This is a genomic window from Enterocloster lavalensis (assembly GCF_046603895.1).
In the GTDB taxonomy this organism is placed as follows: domain Bacteria; phylum Bacillota; class Clostridia; order Lachnospirales; family Lachnospiraceae; genus Enterocloster; species Enterocloster lavalensis.
Genome location: NZ_CP176637.1, coordinates 2,578,972 through 2,594,581, shown reverse-complemented (window position 1 = coordinate 2,594,581; position 15,610 = coordinate 2,578,972). Strand labels below are relative to the sequence as shown.

General features: G+C 55.5%; 14 protein-coding genes. 8 read left to right on the top strand and 6 right to left on the bottom strand.

Annotated elements, in window-relative coordinates:
- Positions 1 to 21: 21 nt before the first annotated feature.
- The 5 genes from eno to ACK2JC_RS11440 form a co-directional block, all read right to left on the bottom strand.
- Complete coding sequence (eno, locus tag ACK2JC_RS11460; RefSeq protein WP_320937254.1) at positions 22 to 1,254, bottom strand: phosphopyruvate hydratase; 1,233 nt, start codon at positions 1,252 to 1,254, stop codon at positions 22 to 24.
- Positions 1,232 to 2,620: a glycerate kinase gene (locus ACK2JC_RS11455; RefSeq protein WP_368270967.1), complete on the bottom strand. Its 1,389-nt coding sequence runs from the start codon at positions 2,618 to 2,620 to the stop codon at positions 1,232 to 1,234. Before ACK2JC_RS11455 ends, eno begins: the two co-directional genes overlap by 23 nt.
- Complete coding sequence (locus tag ACK2JC_RS11450) at positions 2,617 to 3,906, bottom strand: lactate racemase domain-containing protein (protein ID WP_320937256.1); 1,290 nt, start codon at positions 3,904 to 3,906, stop codon at positions 2,617 to 2,619. The genes ACK2JC_RS11455 and ACK2JC_RS11450 overlap by 4 nt, the downstream gene beginning before the upstream one ends.
- A 212-nt stretch (positions 3,907 to 4,118) precedes the next feature.
- Entirely contained in the window at positions 4,119 to 4,661 is a 543-nt protein-coding gene (gene rbr, locus ACK2JC_RS11445; RefSeq protein WP_007719492.1) for a rubrerythrin, read from the bottom strand.
- Between the two features lie 160 nt (positions 4,662 to 4,821).
- Complete coding sequence (locus tag ACK2JC_RS11440; protein ID WP_320937257.1) at positions 4,822 to 5,367, bottom strand: NADH peroxidase; 546 nt, start codon at positions 5,365 to 5,367, stop codon at positions 4,822 to 4,824.
- 262 nt (positions 5,368 to 5,629) lie between these two features.
- Here ACK2JC_RS11440 and ACK2JC_RS11435 point away from each other — a divergent pair, with 262 nt between their 5' ends.
- Entirely contained in the window at positions 5,630 to 6,361 is a 732-nt protein-coding gene (locus tag ACK2JC_RS11435; RefSeq protein WP_092371917.1) for a GntR family transcriptional regulator, read from the top strand.
- Between the two features lie 120 nt (positions 6,362 to 6,481).
- Here ACK2JC_RS11435 and ACK2JC_RS11430 read toward each other — a convergent pair whose 3' ends face one another.
- Positions 6,482 to 7,546 (bottom strand): DegT/DnrJ/EryC1/StrS family aminotransferase, encoded by a 1,065-nt coding sequence (locus tag ACK2JC_RS11430; RefSeq protein ID WP_276954255.1) that lies wholly within the window; start codon positions 7,544 to 7,546, stop codon positions 6,482 to 6,484.
- A 339-nt stretch (positions 7,547 to 7,885) separates the two neighbouring features.
- On the opposite strand from ACK2JC_RS11430, the gene ACK2JC_RS11425 reads away from it, so the two are divergent.
- From ACK2JC_RS11425 to ACK2JC_RS11395, 7 genes are all read left to right on the top strand, one after another.
- Complete coding sequence (locus ACK2JC_RS11425) at positions 7,886 to 8,833, top strand: ABC transporter permease (protein WP_092371913.1); 948 nt, start codon at positions 7,886 to 7,888, stop codon at positions 8,831 to 8,833.
- Between the two features lie 9 nt (positions 8,834 to 8,842).
- Positions 8,843 to 9,751, top strand: a complete 909-nt coding sequence (locus ACK2JC_RS11420) for an ABC transporter permease (protein WP_092371921.1) — start codon at positions 8,843 to 8,845, stop codon at positions 9,749 to 9,751.
- Positions 9,752 to 9,772: 21 nt separating this feature from the next.
- A complete protein-coding gene (locus tag ACK2JC_RS11415; RefSeq protein WP_118755064.1) occupies positions 9,773 to 10,762 on the top strand; it encodes an ABC transporter ATP-binding protein in 990 nt (329 codons plus the stop codon).
- A gap of 16 nt (positions 10,763 to 10,778) precedes the next feature.
- Positions 10,779 to 11,753, top strand: coding sequence for an ABC transporter ATP-binding protein (locus tag ACK2JC_RS11410; RefSeq protein WP_107435655.1), 975 nt, complete (start codon positions 10,779 to 10,781; stop codon positions 11,751 to 11,753).
- Between the two features lie 95 nt (positions 11,754 to 11,848).
- Positions 11,849 to 13,450 (top strand): ABC transporter substrate-binding protein, encoded by a 1,602-nt coding sequence (locus ACK2JC_RS11405; protein ID WP_092371907.1) that lies wholly within the window; start codon positions 11,849 to 11,851, stop codon positions 13,448 to 13,450.
- Between the two features lie 24 nt (positions 13,451 to 13,474).
- On the top strand, positions 13,475 to 14,236 hold the full coding sequence (locus ACK2JC_RS11400; RefSeq protein ID WP_320938489.1) for a creatininase family protein: 762 nt from the start codon (positions 13,475 to 13,477) through the stop codon (positions 14,234 to 14,236).
- 25 nt (positions 14,237 to 14,261) lie between these two features.
- On the top strand, positions 14,262 to 15,353 hold the full coding sequence (locus tag ACK2JC_RS11395; RefSeq protein WP_118755067.1) for a M42 family metallopeptidase: 1,092 nt from the start codon (positions 14,262 to 14,264) through the stop codon (positions 15,351 to 15,353).
- Positions 15,354 to 15,610: the final 257 nt, after the last annotated feature.

Genomic DNA, 15,610 nt, shown 5'->3' with positions numbered 1-15,610 from the left:
GCGATTATGCCCTTGATTTGGTTACATACCGAGTTCCTGCCAGATTTCCAGCAGCCGGTTATATTTCACGTTTCGTTCCATCCGTACCGGAGATCCGAGCTTGATTTGGCGGGCGCCCACGGCCACCGCCAGATCCGCGATAAAGTCGTCTGCGGTTTCACCCGAGCGGAGGGAGACGATGACATCCATCCCGTTTTCCGAAGCGGTACGGGCGGTTTTAATGGCTTCCGTCACCGTGCCGATCTGGTTGATTTTCAGGAGAACCGCGTTGGCGCTGCGGCGCTCAATCCCCTTGCGCAGGCGCTCCGGATTGGTTGCAAACAGATCGTCCCCCACGATCTGCACACCGGGAAGCGCGCCGGACAGCTCTGCAAATCCGTTGAAATCATCCTGATCCAGCCCGTCCTCGATCAGAGTCAGGGGAAATTCGCCGCACAGACCGCTGTAGTAGGAGATCATTTGGGAAGTGCTGAGACAGCGGTCCTCCCCCATCCGGTATATGCCCCGGTCAGGCTCCCACAGCTCGCTGGCCGCCACATCCAGTCCCAGACTGACGTTTCCGGCGTATCCCAGACTCTCAGCGGTGTCCAGAATCCAGCGGAAGGCTTCACGGGAGGAGGCGCAGGGAGCGGCCAGAGCGCCTCCGTCCTCCGGGAAATCCCCGTAACGCCCGCGCAGCGCCTTTTCCAGGGAGAAGCGCAGCTCGCACAGGGCGTCCAACTCCTCCGGAAAGGAGGAAAATCCGTGAAAGACCGCCATGTAATCCTCAAACTCCATCCCGGAGGTGGAGAATACGCCGCCCGCTATCACCGTGGCCAGGATATCCGGCAGCGCAGGCCGGATGTCTTTTTGACCCAGATAGCGGTAGACCGGTTGATTGGTGGAAGCGGCACCGGCTTTGGCGGCGGCCACTGAGGCGGCCAAAAGGGCGTTTCCGCCAAGCCGGTGTTTGTCCGGCGTGCCGTCCAGACGGCACAGCGTCCGGTCGATGGCCTCCTGGTCCGCCACGTCCATTCCGGCCAGTGCGCGGCAGATTTCCGTGGAGATATTTTCCGCCGCCTTCCTGGCTCCGCGGCCATTGTGGCGGGGTTCGCCGTCGTACAGCTCAAAGGCCTCGTACTTCCCCCGGGACGTGCCGCTGGGGACGGAAGCCGTAACGCGGATTCCGCGCTCCGTGATCAGTTGGGCTTCCACGGTGGGACGGCCCTTGGCGTTTAGGATTTCCCGGCCCTTAATCGCTGCGATCCGATCCATTTCCCTCCTCCTTTCCGATTAAAACAATCCGCAGGTTCATAACATTGGTTCCGGTATGCCCGGTGATCAGGTCGTCGCCCAGATGTTCCAGCATTTCGCCTGAATTGTGGTCGTGAAGTACCTTGGCAAGGTGGATTTTCTGTTCCCGTATCCGGCGCACAGTGGCACCGTCCACGATTCCGCCCGCCCGGTCGCAGGGACCGTCCGTACCGTCCGTGTCCAGACTGACAAAGGCATAGCCCGCCCGATGGCGGATTTTCCCCGCAAAGCCCAGGACCGTTTCCTGATTCGGGCCTCCGCTTCCGCAGCTTTCCTGAATAGTTACGGTGGTTTCACCCCCTGAGATCAGTGCGCACGGCGGCTGGAAGGGGCGTTTGGAGGTGAGAACCTCGTCGGTGATGCCCGCCATCACGATGCCGACGTCCTTGGCTTCGCCCTCCATTGTGGTAGAGATCACATGGGGCGTGTAGCCCAGAGCCTGGGCCGCCTGGGCCGCCGCCTGGCAGGCCAGCTGGGGATCGGCTACGGAAAATATTTCCTGCCGCATTCCGTCCAGGCTTTTGACGGTTTCCAGCTCCGGGTGTTCCAGACCGTAAAGAAGGTAGCTGCGGACCGGCTGGGGGGTCTGATCCCACAGCTCATAGTCCTTCAGCACCTGGATGGCATCCGCGAAGGTGGTGGGGTCCGGCAGGCACATATCCGGCCACGGCATATCCGGCGGGGCCGTGTCAAAGGTCAGCGTCACGACCATGGCTGGCTGGCCGTACTGGACCAGACGTCCGCCCTTCATCAGGCAGATGTGCTTGCGGACCATATTGATCTTGCCGATCTCCGCTCCGCTGTTGAGCAGGTCCAGGTTGACCTGCCTGAGATTTTCCAGGGTAATCCCTCCGGCCGGCTTGTTGACCAGGGCGGAGGAGCCACCGGTGACAGCGGCGAAGACCAGGTCGCCTTCGCCCGCCTCCGACAGGATGCGCATCAGCTTATCCGCTGCCTCGATGCTGCGGGCATCCGGGATGGGATGGCTGGACTCGAAAATCTCGATATGGGGGAGACGGCGTTTTTCTCCGTCTTTTACAATGACGGTGCCGGCTTTGATGTTCTCCCCGAAGATTTCGTCCAGAGCCTGTGCGATGGGAAAGGAACCCTTTCCTGCGCCCACGACATAAATATGATTCACGCGGTCCCAGGGAATCGTCAGACTGCCCACGCGGATACAGGAATCATCACAGGAGATCAGCCTGCGGACCGCCTCATAGGGGATCACCCTGCGGATTCCGGCTTCCGCAATTTCCAGCGCGTCGGCTCTGAGCTTATGATCGCCATTGGCAATGATGCGCTCATAGTTGGTAAATAGCGTGCTCATACGTTGGTTTCGTCCTCCCTTCCCAGCAAGATGCCGTCCGCGCTGAAGCGCCAGGGTGAACCGGACCAATCGCCGGAAATGTGTTCCATAGCCTGAGCTTCCCGCACAAGGGCTTCGGAAATCTCCATTTCATCGAGCCGCAGCGTGTTTTTGATCCGCACGATGCGCAGATTTTCATAATCCGCATCCGGTGCGGTCTTGATTCCGGCCCGTATGGTGTCAAAATCATTGTCCATAATGATCGGGATCTTGCAGCCCAGAGTCGTTCTGGCTGTCAGACCGTTGGGATAGGTCTTGGACATGGACATTTTTTCAAAGGCTCTGCGACAGGCGATGTCGGCCAGGCCGATTCCGGAGCCATTTCCGTCGGACTCCTCTGTCAAATCCAGAACCACCAGCCGTTTGGTGAAGGGGCGGGCAATCATGTGCTCGGAGGTGAAACGCTGGACGATATTGCAGTCCATGCCGGTGCCGGTGATGTTTTTCCCGATTTCGTCCACCACAAGGAGGTCCAGATTGCCGAACGGAATGCGGGGGAGGTAGGTTTTGGCCTTCTCCAGCAGGGCCGGTTCCTCCCGCAGGATATTGTCTCTCGGGAAGGCGCGGATCATACAGGTCTGGTCGTAGGCATTTTCCATCAGCCCCAGGCAGAAGAGCAGGTTGGACCGTTCCATGTGGACGCGCCCGATTTTCTCCAGATTGGCGCCCATATTCGCCATGCCTTTGATGTGGCAGTAGTCCGCGCCTCTCTGCTTGCCAAGACCGATTACGCTCATTTTTACCATTCCGCTCTCATATTTGCCGCGGAAGCTGCTGTGCGGTTTGATCCGGGCGATGCTGACCGTGAAATCCGCACAGTTGGCATAGTGGTCGAAGTAGACGGGCACGCCCTCCGGCGTGTGCCCGATGCAGTCGGTGTCCATGGTGGCGCGGATTGGGACGCCCATGGCCTGCTCGCTGATGCCCAGGTGTTCCAGGATGATCTTCTGGTTTTGGGCTATGGCCCCGCCGTGGCTGCCCATGGCGGGCACGATAAAGAGGGAGGCCCCGTGTTCGCTGAGAACGTCGATCACGGTTTTTACAATTTCCGGCAAATTCGCGATGCCGCGGCTTCCCACCGCCAGAGCCACCTGTTTGCCTCTCACACGGCCGATGTCCGGGATTTGCGAGATTTCCCGCCGGATGGTTCCGGCGATATCCGTCACGCGGTCGCGGGCGAATTCCTGAGAAACCCGGTACATGCGGGGAAGCCGGACGCTGTCCAGAATGTCGTCGTATATTCCCATGTTATCCCCTTTCTGATTGGATACTAGTTACTAACTACTAATATACTAGCAAAGATAAAAACAAATTTCTACCGGTAAAATCAACTAATTTAACTGACATTTTTGTAGAACATGGACAGGGGGAGAAGATGAGAGGAGGGGGAAAACAAAAAAAGGCTGCCCCGAATTCACATTCAGGACAGCCTCCCAAAGGCTTTCAACCCATATAGATCTTAGTAATTCTCAACCTTGCGCTCGAAATAAGCTTTCGGATGTGCGCAGCAGGGACATACTTCCGGAGCTTCCGGTCCCTCGTGGATGTAGCCGCAGTTTCTGCACTTCCAGCCCAGAGGAGCGTCGTCCTTGAAGGTCTTGTCGTTCTTGTAGCTCTCCAGCAGCTTTAAGTAGCGTCTCTCATGAGCAGCCTCAACCTTGGCAACCAGCTCGAACTTGACAGCCAGTTCCTCGAATCCCTCCTCGCGGGCCTCGCGGGCCATACGGGCGTACATGTCGGTCCACTCGTAGTTCTCGCCCTCAGCCGCGTCCGCCAGGTTCTCCTCAACGGTGCCGATGCCGCCGTGCAGCTCCTTGAACCACATCTTTGCGTGCTCTTTCTCCTGATCCGCGGTCTCCAGATATAAAGAAGCCATCTGCTCGTATCCGGCCTTCTTGGCTGCGGAAGCGTAATAGGTGTACTTATTGCGGGCCTGGGACTCGCCGGAGAATGCGTCCTTTAAGTTCTGCTCGGTTTTTGTTCCTGCGTATTTTGATGCCATGTTTGTACCTCACCTTTCTCGTTTGTATAATTTAATGCTACCTATCCTCTATTGTATGCCATATTTTGGCAAAATTCAATAAAATTTTTATCAAATATCGGGTGCGCCGGCGCTTCCAGCGGGGATTTACCGGATACCGCCGGCGTGTTTGGCGGAAGGATTAGCCGAAGTATCTCTTTAACAGGCCCTCAAACGCCTTGCCGTGACGGGCCTCGTCCTTGGCCATCTCATGAACGGTGTCATGGATCGCATCCAGGTTCAGGGCTTTCGCTCTCTTAGCCAGGTCGAACTTGCCTGCGGTAGCGCCGTTCTCAGCGGCCACGCGCATCTCCAGGTTCTTCTTGGTGGAGCTTGTCACAACCTCGCCCAGCAGTTCGGCGAACTTGGCAGCGTGTTCAGCTTCTTCAAACGCAGCCTGTGCCCAGTACATACCGATCTCGGGATAACCCTCTCTGTGAGCGACTCTGGACATCGCCAGATACATGCCGACCTCGGAGCACTCGCCCTCGAAGTTTGCTCTCAGGTCCATCATGATATCCTCGGGGGAGCCCTGAGCCACACCTACCTCGTGCTCGCAGGCCCATGCCATGCCTTCGCTGTCCTGTAATTTGAACTTGGAAGCCGGAACGCCGCACTGAGGACATTTCTCAGGAGCCAGCTCGCCTTCGTATACATAACCACATACCGTACATACCCATTTTTTCATATTCGTTCTCTCCTTTAAGTTTGCTGTTTTTTAATATCAATAATAGTAATTGTTACTGATATTAATATAAACGATCCCAACTGATTTGTCAACACCTATTTTAAAGTTTTAGATAATTTTTTTCACCGCACGGAGAGAGCGCCGGAATCAGGCGTGGGGCGCAGATTGGGAGCCCGTTGAGGCCCTGTCGTAAATATCTTTTGACATTTGCTCCTCACCTACGTTATAATGTACAAGTTAAGACATTGAGAGCGGGGATACGATGATAAAAGAGGGTAAAGGCAGCCTTTCGGATGTAGCAGCGGAGTATGTCAGGGAACAGATTCTGAAGGGAGTGCTTCATCAGAAGGAAAAAATTGTGGAAAATGACATAGCGGTGGAGCTGGGCATGAGCAGGGGACCTGTGCGCGAGGCGCTCAAGCAGCTGAAGTATGAGGGATTTCTGGACTATGAGACGAACAAGGGGTACTCGGTGTCCATGCTGTCACCCAAGGATGCCTACGAGATTTTCTATTTGAGGGGAAATCTGGAAAATCTGGCGCTTAACCGGTGCGGGGGCCGTTTGCTGAGCGACGGCATATTCCTGATGGAGGATGCTGTGCTGGCAATGAAAGACGCCGTAGCGGCCGGCGATCTGCCTCTGGTTATCAAATATGATGAGATTTTCCATAAGCAGATCATGATCTCAGGGCAGATGGAGCGTCTGACCCATCTCTGGGAATCCTTAAGCCCTCTCAACGGAGCCATGTTCTACACCATCGAGCAGGTTAACGCCTATGTGGCGGAGAAACAGCTGCCCTTTGATGAGGACGATGCGGCGGCCCGGGACGGGCGTCGGGGCAATAACTATCTGGAGCATAAATGGCTGTTGGAAATTTTAAAGCAGAGCAACCTTGAGCGGTCTGTGGAAGCGATCAACACCCATTATATAGGAAATGGAGAGCGAATTTACCGGATTGGAATGAAGATGGAGAACCGGGATCTCTTTTTATAACATATCGTACTATAATATCATACCTGTACTGAAAATGGAGAGACGCAGCGGCGTCCCTCCATTTTTAGTTTGCGTGTAATGGTCCGCCGGCGCAGCCTGCGGGCGATTGCCGGGTTAAGCTCACCCCGGCATGGCCCCAATCTGCTGGCAGACATACTCCATATCCTCCGCGCCGAACCTCTGATCGCAGGGGATGGACAGTACGTGATTGTAGATATAGTCCGCATCCGCAAAGCCCTTTGTATCCACCATGGCTCCCCGGGGCCAGTAGGTGGTGGATTTTATTCCCTGCTCCGCCAGATAGTTCTGCACCATGTCACGATTGGCTGCATATACGGTAAAGTGGCTGGGAACGGTTCCCTCGGGCAGCCGGGGGAACACCACCGTAATCTGTGGATGATCCGGCATATGTTCCAGCAGATAGCGGTAGTTGGCCCGCCTCCGCTCCTTTAAACGGTTAAAGTCATAGCGGCGGATGATATCCACAGATTCATCATCGCTGCCATAGCTGTCAAAGATGCGGCGCAGCATCATCTCAGCCTCCCAGAAGGAGTCATTCAACTGCTGTATGGTTTGTCCGCCGTCGCAGGACATCCGCTGCCGGTTTCCCTCCATGAGCCTGGCACGCAGGGCCAGATGAGTCGTGTCCGGCTCTCTCACCGGCAGGGTGAATTTCCCCTTGAGTTTGAGGGCAAAACCTCCGGCGGATATGCCGATCCATTTTCTCAGGCTGCCGACCACATAGTCGCAGCAGGGGTCCACCCCGTCGGCGGAGAAGATGGAGTGGGTGGCATCCTCGATAATGACAATGCCTCGCTCCGAGCATTTCCGGATGAAATTCCGGTCATAGTTGCAGAAGCCGTAGTAGCCGCAAAGATTGACGACGCTGATTTCCTCCAGGGCCGCTTCGTCAAAGACCGGGGTCATATCTCTGGAAACGCCGTAGAATTTAAGCTGGTAGCCCGCCTTCAGGAAGGGGGCCAGCACCGTCTCACAGGTGTACACGGGGACGTAGGCGACTTTTTTTTGATCGGTCAGGCAGATATCCTCCAGGGCATAGTAGTTTGCGCAGCGGCCGGACATGAAATAGCCCAGATCGCCTTCAGGCGGGCAGAGGGATTCCAAAAAATGGTTTTCGACTTCGGGCAGTGGCTCGTAAGTAAAAAATCCGCCGATCTGTTTCATATTGCAGTACCTCCCGGAATATAGGCCCCCGCAGACGCTTGCTCCACATGTGTGTGCGCGCTACGAGGACATATTGATTTTGTGTAAGGACAAGTATAGCATGGTATTGGGAAAAATTACAATAGAAAATGTTGACAAAACTATAATAATGTAAAAAAGATACAATGATTGTTGACAATTTTAAGAAATTGTTTTATTATTAGAACGAAGCAAGGGAGTTTCAAGTCCTTAAGCTTCTTTTTTGTTATTATGGTTCCCGGCCTTTGATTTCGGATGGGAAGCAACCATAATCCTTTGCTGCGTTAAAACGGCAAACAAACGAGGAATGGAGAGAGAAATATGTACAAGTATGTGTTGAAAAGACTGCTTATGCTGATTCCGGTCATTATCGGCGTGACGTTCATTGTATTTTTCATTTTGAACCTGTCGCCGGGAGACCCGGCGGCGATTATTCTGGGCGACCAGGCGACCGCGGAGGCGCTGGCAATGAAGCGGGAGGAGCTGGGTCTGAATGATCCGCTGCTGGTCCGCTACGGCCGCTATATGTTTGCCATGCTCCAGGGAGATCTGGGCACCTCCTACAAAAATAATCTGAGCGTGTGGGCGCAGGTGATGGAGCGCTTCCCCAACACGGCGGTGCTGGCCATTGCCGGTATTCTGGTAGCCATCCTCATCGGAATTCCCACGGGCATCCTGTCCGCCAAGAGACAGTATTCCATGATTGATAACACTGCTATGTTATTCTCCCTCATCGGCGTGGCTATGCCCAATTTCTGGTTTGGCCTGCTGATGGTGATTATCTTCGCCCTTCACCTGGGCTGGCTGCCTTCTCAGGGTATGGGGGAGGGATTTATTCCACTGATTAAAAGCCTGATTCTTCCTGCGGTGACGCTGGGAACCGGAGCCGCGGCCATGATTACGCGTATGACCCGTTCCTCCATGCTGGAGGTGATCCGGCAGGATTACATAGACACGGCCAGAGCCAAGGGCGTTTCCGATCAAAAGATCACCACCCGTCATATGCTGAAAAACGCCATGATCCCAATCATCACTGCGGTGGGACTTCAGTTCGGAACCCTGCTTGGGGGAGCCATGCTGACGGAGACCGTATTCTCCTGGCCGGGACTGGGACGGTTGATGGTGGATTCCATCAAGTCAAAGGATATTCCCATGGTGCTGGGGTCGGTTATTTTCCTGGCAATCATGTTTACCGTGGTCAACCTGGCAGTGGATATCATATACGCCTTCGTGGACCCGCGGATCAAATCACAATATAAGAGAAAGTAGGTGCAGCTCATGGGAAAGAAACATCTGATTGCCGTGGAAGCGGAAGGCAGCCAGCGCTCGCTGTGGGGCGAGGCCTGGCGCAGATTTAAAAAGAACCGGATGGCCATGATCGGTATGTATTTCATTCTGACCCTGGTGTTTATCGCCATTGCGACTATTATTATAGATGCAGTTACGGGAAAGTCGATTTATCTTAATTACGTGGTCAAGCAGAACCTGAGAGGACGCCTCCAGGGCCCCAGTCTGGCCCATCCCTTCGGGTTGGATGAGTTCGGGCGGGATATGCTGCTTCGTATGCTCTGGGCGGTGCGCTACTCCCTGTTTATGGGGACGGTTGCCATTATCATTTCCTGTATTTTTGGCGGTCTGCTGGGGGCTTTCGCGGGATATTACGGGAAAACGGCGGACAATATCATTATGAGAATCATGGATATTCTTCTGGCGATTCCCTCCATGCTGCTGGCCATTGCCATTGTGGCAGCCCTGGGAACCAGCATCACCAACGTGCTTATCGCCATCGCCATCTCCTATGTGCCCACCTTCGCCAGAACGGTGCGGGCGTCGGTGCTGACGGTGAAGGATCAGGAGTTCATCGAGGCCTCCCGGGCCATCGGATGCAGCGATTGGCGCATCATTCTTAAATACGTGATTCCCAATTCCATGGCGCCTATTATCGTCCAGGTGACACTGGGAATCGCAGGAGCCATCCTCTCCATCGCAGGACTTTCCTTCCTGGGACTCGGCATTCAGCCGCCTACCCCTGAGTGGGGCGCGATGCTGTCCAATGCCCGCAGCTATATCCGCGACGCATGGCACGTGACCATTATCCCGGGCATGGGCATTATGCTGACCATTCTGGCTCTGAACCTGGTGGGTGACGGGCTGAGGGACGCCCTTGACCCGCGTTTGAAGAGCTGATGAAGAAAGGATGGGTATGACATGGCAGATAAACCATTATTGGAAGTAAAGGACCTGGTCATCCACTATGAGACGGATGACGGGGTAGTGAAGGCGTTAAACGGCGTCAATATACAGATCGGAGTGGGGGAGACCCTGGGCCTGGTAGGAGAGACAGGGGCGGGCAAAACCACCCTGGCCAAGGGAATCATGGGTCTGATCCCCAACCCTCCGGGGAAAATTTTAAGCGGAGAGGTGCAGTTTGAGGGACAGGATCTTTTGACCATTGGCAAGGAAGGTATGATGAAGATTCGGGGCAGAGATATCTCCATGATCTTCCAGGACCCCATGACCTCCTTAAACCCGGTGCTGACCGTGGGCGAGCAGATTCTGGAGGTGATTGAGATCCATAATCCCGGCCTGTCCAAGCAGGAATCCAGGAAATGGGCGGAGAACATGCTGGAGCGGGTGGGAATCCCGGCGGAGCGGTTCGGAGAGTATCCCCACCAGTTTTCCGGCGGCATGAAGCAGAGAGTGGTCATCGCCATCGCCCTGGCCTGCAATCCCAAGCTTCTGATTGCAGACGAGCCGACCACGGCCCTGGACGTGACCATCCAGGCCCAGGTACTGGAGATGATCTATCAACTGAAGTCAGAGAACAATACCTCGATGATCCTGATCACCCATGATCTGGGTGTGGTTGCCCAAAACTGCGATTACGTGGCCATCATCTACGCGGGCGAGGTGGTGGAATACGGATCGCTGCGGGAGATTTATAAGGACACGAAACACCCATACACGGAGGGGCTGTTCGGTTCAATCCCCAGCCTCACAAGCGACGTAACGCGGCTGCAGGCCATTGACGGCATGATGCCTGATCCCACCAGGCTGCCTGAGGGCTGCGTCTTCTGTGAAAGATGTAAATACGCGACTCCTGAATGCTCCAAGTCCCATCCCGGGATGGTGTCCCTGGGCGGCACCCATCAGGTTCGCTGCCTCCGATACGGCCATCAGGCTTCGGATATGAACTGAGGAAGGAGATTTACATATGCTGGAAGAGAAGAAAGAGCTTTTACGCGTAGAGCATTTGAAGAAATATTTTACAACGCCCAAGGGTACCCTGCATGCGGTGGACGACGTGAATTTCTCCATCCGCGCAGGCGAAACCCTGGGCGTGGTGGGAGAGTCCGGCTGCGGCAAGTCCACCATGGGCAGGGCCATACTGCGGCTTCACGAGCCTACGGCGGGCAAGGTGTATTTTGAGGGAAATGATATTCTGGGCTATAACAAGAAGCAGCTGAAGGAACTGAGGAAGGACATGCAGATCATCTTCCAGGACCCCTTCGCCTCCTTAAACCCCAGAATGACGGTCAGCGAGGCCATCATAGAGCCGCTGCTGGTACAGGGAATCTACAAGTCCAGCGAGCGGGCGGCCATCATCAGCCGGGTGGATGAGATCATGAACCTGGTGGGACTGGCAAAGCGCCTGGTCAATACCTATCCCCATGAGCTGGACGGCGGACGCCGCCAGAGAATCGGCATCGCCAGGGCGTTGGCAGTGAACCCCAAGTTCATCGTGTGCGACGAGCCGGTGTCCGCCCTGGACGTATCGATCCAGGCCCAGATTCTGAATCTGATGCAGGATCTTCAGGAGGAACTGAACCTGACGTACATGTTTATCACCCACGACCTGTCCGTGGTCCGGCATTTTTCCAACAATATCGTGGTGATGTACCTGGGTCAGATGGTGGAGTGTGCGCCTGCGAAAACTCTGTTTAAGAACCCCTTGCATCCTTATACCAAGGCATTGCTGTCCGCGATCCCGGTTCCGGACCCGGATTTCAAAATGGAGCGGATACCGCTCAAGGGAGAACTGACGTCGCCCATCAACCCGGACCCGGGCTGCAGGTTCGCCAAGCGCTGTCCCTATGCCACAGAGGCCTGCACCAGCAGGGAGATGACGTTGATGGAGCTGGAGCCGGAGCATTTTGTCAGCTGCCGGATGATTCAGGAACAGAGATAAATTCCGGCTGAATCCGGTATTTATAGATTGGAAAGCTGCCGCCGGTCCCTGCTGGGCCGCCGGGCAGCGCAAGCAAAAAAGAGAGGAGCAAAAGTATGAGAAAAACATGGAAAAAGGCGATTGCATTATCCCTGATTGCCGCAATGGCAGTTAGCGCGGCAGGCTGTTCCAAATCAGGACAGACCCCCGCGGACGGCGGCGCCGCCACCGAGGCCGCATCAAAGGAGGCCGCAGGAGATACAACAGGAGGCGGCTCCGGAGAGTACAAGGACACCTTGGTATGGGCGCAGGGCGCGGACGTGACCTCCCTTGACCCCCATCAGGGTAAGGAGACCCCGGCCGTTGAGGTGACGGACCAGATTTTCGACACCCTGACCGTGGTTGACGCGGCCACCGGAGAGCTTCAGCCCCAGATCGCGGAGAGCTGGACCCAGAATTCCGAAACCTCCTACACCTTCAATATCCGCAAGGGCGTGAAGTTCCATGACGGTTCTGAGGTGAAGGCTGAGGACGTGAAATTCTCCCTGGAGAGAGCCATCAATTCCGCGGCTGTTTCCTATATCGTGGACTTTATCGACAAGGTTGACGTAGTGGACGACTATACGGTAAATGTGGAGCTGAAGGCGCCCTACGCCCCGGCCCTTAGAAACCTTTCCGTTCCCTTTGCGGCCATCGTGCCCAAGGCTGCCGTGGAGGCCAACGAGGCGGAGTTTGTGCTTCATCCCATCGGTTCCGGTCCCTACAAGTTCGTAGAGTGGAAGCAGGGCGATTCCGTTACCCTGGAGCGCTTTGACGATTACTACGCAGGAGCGGCTGAGACCCAGAAACTGGTGATGAAGGTGATCCCCGAGGCATCCCAGAGAACCATCGCCCTGGAGACCGGCGAGGTGGACCTGGCCTACGACCTGCTTCCCAACGACCTGGAGAAGGTGAGAAGCAATTCCGATCTGCAGCTGTTCGAGGCTCCGTCCCTGACCTGCTACTATATCTCCATGAATATGAACAAAGCGCCCTTTGACAACCAGCAGGTAAGAGATGCCATCAACTACGCCATCGACCGCCAGCTGATCATCGACACCATTGCCAGCGGCTCCGGCGAGCCGGCTGACGCCATCATCGCTCCGGCCGTATTCGGCTATTACAGCCCCGGCGCATATGAGTATGATCCCGAGAAGGCCAAGGCCCTGCTGGCTGAGGCGGGCTATCCCAACGGCTTCGAGACCAGCATCTGGGTGAACGACAACCAGACCCGCGTTGAGGTGTGTCAGGCTGTACAGGCTATGCTTCAGGAGGTTGGAATCACCTGCGGCATCGAGGTGATGGAATTCGGAAGCTTCATTTCCAGAACCACCGCCGGCGAGCACGACATGGGTTACTTCGGATGGGTGACCTCCACAACCGACGCGGACTACACCTATTATTCCCTGGAGCACTCCTCCCAGCAGGGCGCGGCAGGAAACCGTACCTTTATCAATGATCCTGAGGTTGACAAGCTGGTTGAGACCGGCAGAACCAGCGCGGATGAGTCTGTCAGACTGAAAGCATATGAGGAGCTGGCTGTGAAGCTGAAAGAGATCAACAACAACGCGCCCGTCTACTACAGCACCATTACCGCAGGCGCAAACGCCAAGGTAGAGGGCTTTGTGATGGATCCCATCGGCTATCACAAGCTGGATCGCGTAAAGGTAGGGAAATAAGAGAGGTCAAAGGAGACAAGCAGCATGAGATTATCTAAGATTACATGGCCTGCGGCAGAGCGTTATTTTAAGGAAAACGACATGGTGATCCTTCCCATCGGAAGCACAGAGTGCCACGGACGCCATATGCCGCTGGGAACCGATACCCTGATCCCGGACAAGATTCTGGACCTGATTGAGGAGAAGAACGACAACATCCTCATTGCGCCCATGATCCCCTACGGAGCCTGCCAGTCCCTGGCAGACTATCCGGGGACCATCAACATTGATCCCGATGTGCTGTACCAATACGTGTACCAGATTGTGGACGGGCTGTACAAGCACGGCGCACGCAAGATTCTGGTGCTTAACGGCCACGGAGGCAATATCAAGACCATCGAGCGTATCGGCCTGGAATTTGACAAAAAGGGCGCCATGGTGGTGATGCTCAACTGGTGGCTGATGGCCTGGGATATGAAGCCTGAGTGGAAGGGCGGCCACGGCGGCGGCGAGGAGACGGCGGGAGTTATGGCGGTCGATCCATCCCTGATCGATATGAGCCAGATCGACCTTCCCCTGGAGATGGCCAACATCACGGACAATCTGGTTGCCACCGGCTTCCGCACCGTCCACTTCAAGGGCGTGGAGATTGAAGTCCTGAGGAATACCCCGAAGGTGACGGACAACGGCTGGATCGGACCCGATCACCCCAACACAGCGACTCCGGAATGGGGACAGGAAATGGTGCAGACCACTGCCGACTACATTGTGGACCTGGTTGAGGAGTTAAAAAAGGTTAAGCTGTAACACACGGCAAAGCCTGGAGGTAATGATGGCAAACATTAAAGAAATAGAGGCGTTGACCAACGCCTTCGGTCCCAGCGGTTTTGAGGAAGAGGTCATCCGCGAGGTGAAGAACTGGTGCCGGGGACTGGACGTGAAAAACGACGCCATGTACAACGTGTATGCGACCATGAAGAACAGGAAGGAGGGACGTCCGGTAATTATGCTGGACGCCCATCTGGACGAATGCGGCTTCATGGTGCAGTCCATCCTGGAGAACGGGCTTTTGAGCATCCTGATGCTGGGGGGCTTCCACCTCACCAGCCTGCCCGCCCATTCCGTCATTGTGCGGACCCGGTCCGGGAAAAAGCACAGGGGGATCACCACCTCCAAGCCGGTGCATTTTCTCACTCCGGCCCAGAGGAACGACAATTCCCTGGACATTGAGGACATTCTGGTGGACGTGGGCGCCAGCAGCCGGGAGGAGGCCATGGAGGTCTACGGAATCCGGCCGGGTGATCCCATTATGCCGGATGTGAGTTTTGAGTATCACGAGGAAAACGGCATCATGTACGGCAAAGCCTTTGACAACCGTCTGGGCTGCGTCAGCATCATCGAAACCATGCAGGCCTTAAAGGACGAGGCGGACCGGCTGGCAGTGGACGTGGTAGGAGCGTTTGCGGCTCAGGAAGAGGTCGGCACCAGAGGGGCCACCGTGACGGCCCAGCAGGTGCAGCCAGACCTGGCGATTGTGTTCGAAGGCTCTCCTGCGGACGACTTTTTCTTCCGGCCGGGACTGGCCCAGTGCAGCATGAAGGGCGGAGTTCAGATCCGGCACATGGACAACAGCTATATTTCCAATGTGGAGTTCATCCGTCTGGCCCAGGAGGTGGGCGACCGGTGCGGGATTAAGTACCAGGACGCAGTGCGCCGGGGCGGAAGTACCAACGCAGGTAAGATCAGCCTGACTGGAAAAGCGGTCCCCGTGCTGGTGCTGGGCATCCCCTCCAGATATGTGCACAGCCACTACAATTTCTGTGCGGCTGAGGACGTGGACGCCACGGTCAGCATGGCCGTTGAGGTAATACGGGCATTGGACCAGGAGCGCATTGCACGGATTTTAAGAAATGACATGATCTGAATCAACATCCCTGTTGGGATCGGGCTTTATAGCATTGCCCGCCCCAACAGGGATATTTTCCTATAAAAAAGGGGTTAAAATACAAAAAATCCGCTTATTTTTGTCCGTATCCCAGGTGCCAACTCTGATAATCTTTACATATAGGCGAGAGGCGGTCATCAGCGGATTTCGTTTGACGGCTGCGGCTATTGCGGCTCCAAACATAAAATTTCTATTGAATAAGGAGGGTAATCACATGAGGGTTGGATTTATTGGAT

Bases quoted from the DNA above. Each gene is read 5' to 3' on its own strand.
- ACK2JC_RS11420 (WP_092371921.1), top strand. From the start codon at position 8,843: ATGGGAAAGAAACATCTGATTGCCGTGGAAGCGGAAGGCAGCCAGCGC.
- ACK2JC_RS11400 (WP_320938489.1), top strand. From the start codon at position 13,475: ATGAGATTATCTAAGATTACATGGCCTGCGGCAGAGCGTTATTTTAAG.
- ACK2JC_RS11425 (WP_092371913.1), top strand. From the start codon at position 7,886: ATGTACAAGTATGTGTTGAAAAGACTGCTTATGCTGATTCCGGTCATT.
- ACK2JC_RS11410 (WP_107435655.1), top strand. From the start codon at position 10,779: ATGCTGGAAGAGAAGAAAGAGCTTTTACGCGTAGAGCATTTGAAGAAA.
- ACK2JC_RS11395 (WP_118755067.1), top strand. From the start codon at position 14,262: ATGGCAAACATTAAAGAAATAGAGGCGTTGACCAACGCCTTCGGTCCC.
- ACK2JC_RS11440 (WP_320937257.1), bottom strand. From the start codon at position 5,367: ATGAAAAAATGGGTATGTACGGTATGTGGTTATGTATACGAAGGCGAG.
- eno (WP_320937254.1), bottom strand. From the start codon at position 1,254: ATGGATCGGATCGCAGCGATTAAGGGCCGGGAAATCCTAAACGCCAAG.
- ACK2JC_RS11430 (WP_276954255.1), bottom strand. From the start codon at position 7,546: ATGAAACAGATCGGCGGATTTTTTACTTACGAGCCACTGCCCGAAGTC.
- ACK2JC_RS11450 (WP_320937256.1), bottom strand. From the start codon at position 3,906: ATGGGAATATACGACGACATTCTGGACAGCGTCCGGCTTCCCCGCATG.
- ACK2JC_RS11415 (WP_118755064.1), top strand. From the start codon at position 9,773: ATGGCAGATAAACCATTATTGGAAGTAAAGGACCTGGTCATCCACTAT.
- rbr (WP_007719492.1), bottom strand. From the start codon at position 4,661: ATGGCATCAAAATACGCAGGAACAAAAACCGAGCAGAACTTAAAGGAC.
- ACK2JC_RS11455 (WP_368270967.1), bottom strand. From the start codon at position 2,620: ATGAGCACGCTATTTACCAACTATGAGCGCATCATTGCCAATGGCGAT.
- ACK2JC_RS11405 (WP_092371907.1), top strand. From the start codon at position 11,849: ATGAGAAAAACATGGAAAAAGGCGATTGCATTATCCCTGATTGCCGCA.
- ACK2JC_RS11435 (WP_092371917.1), top strand. From the start codon at position 5,630: ATGATAAAAGAGGGTAAAGGCAGCCTTTCGGATGTAGCAGCGGAGTAT.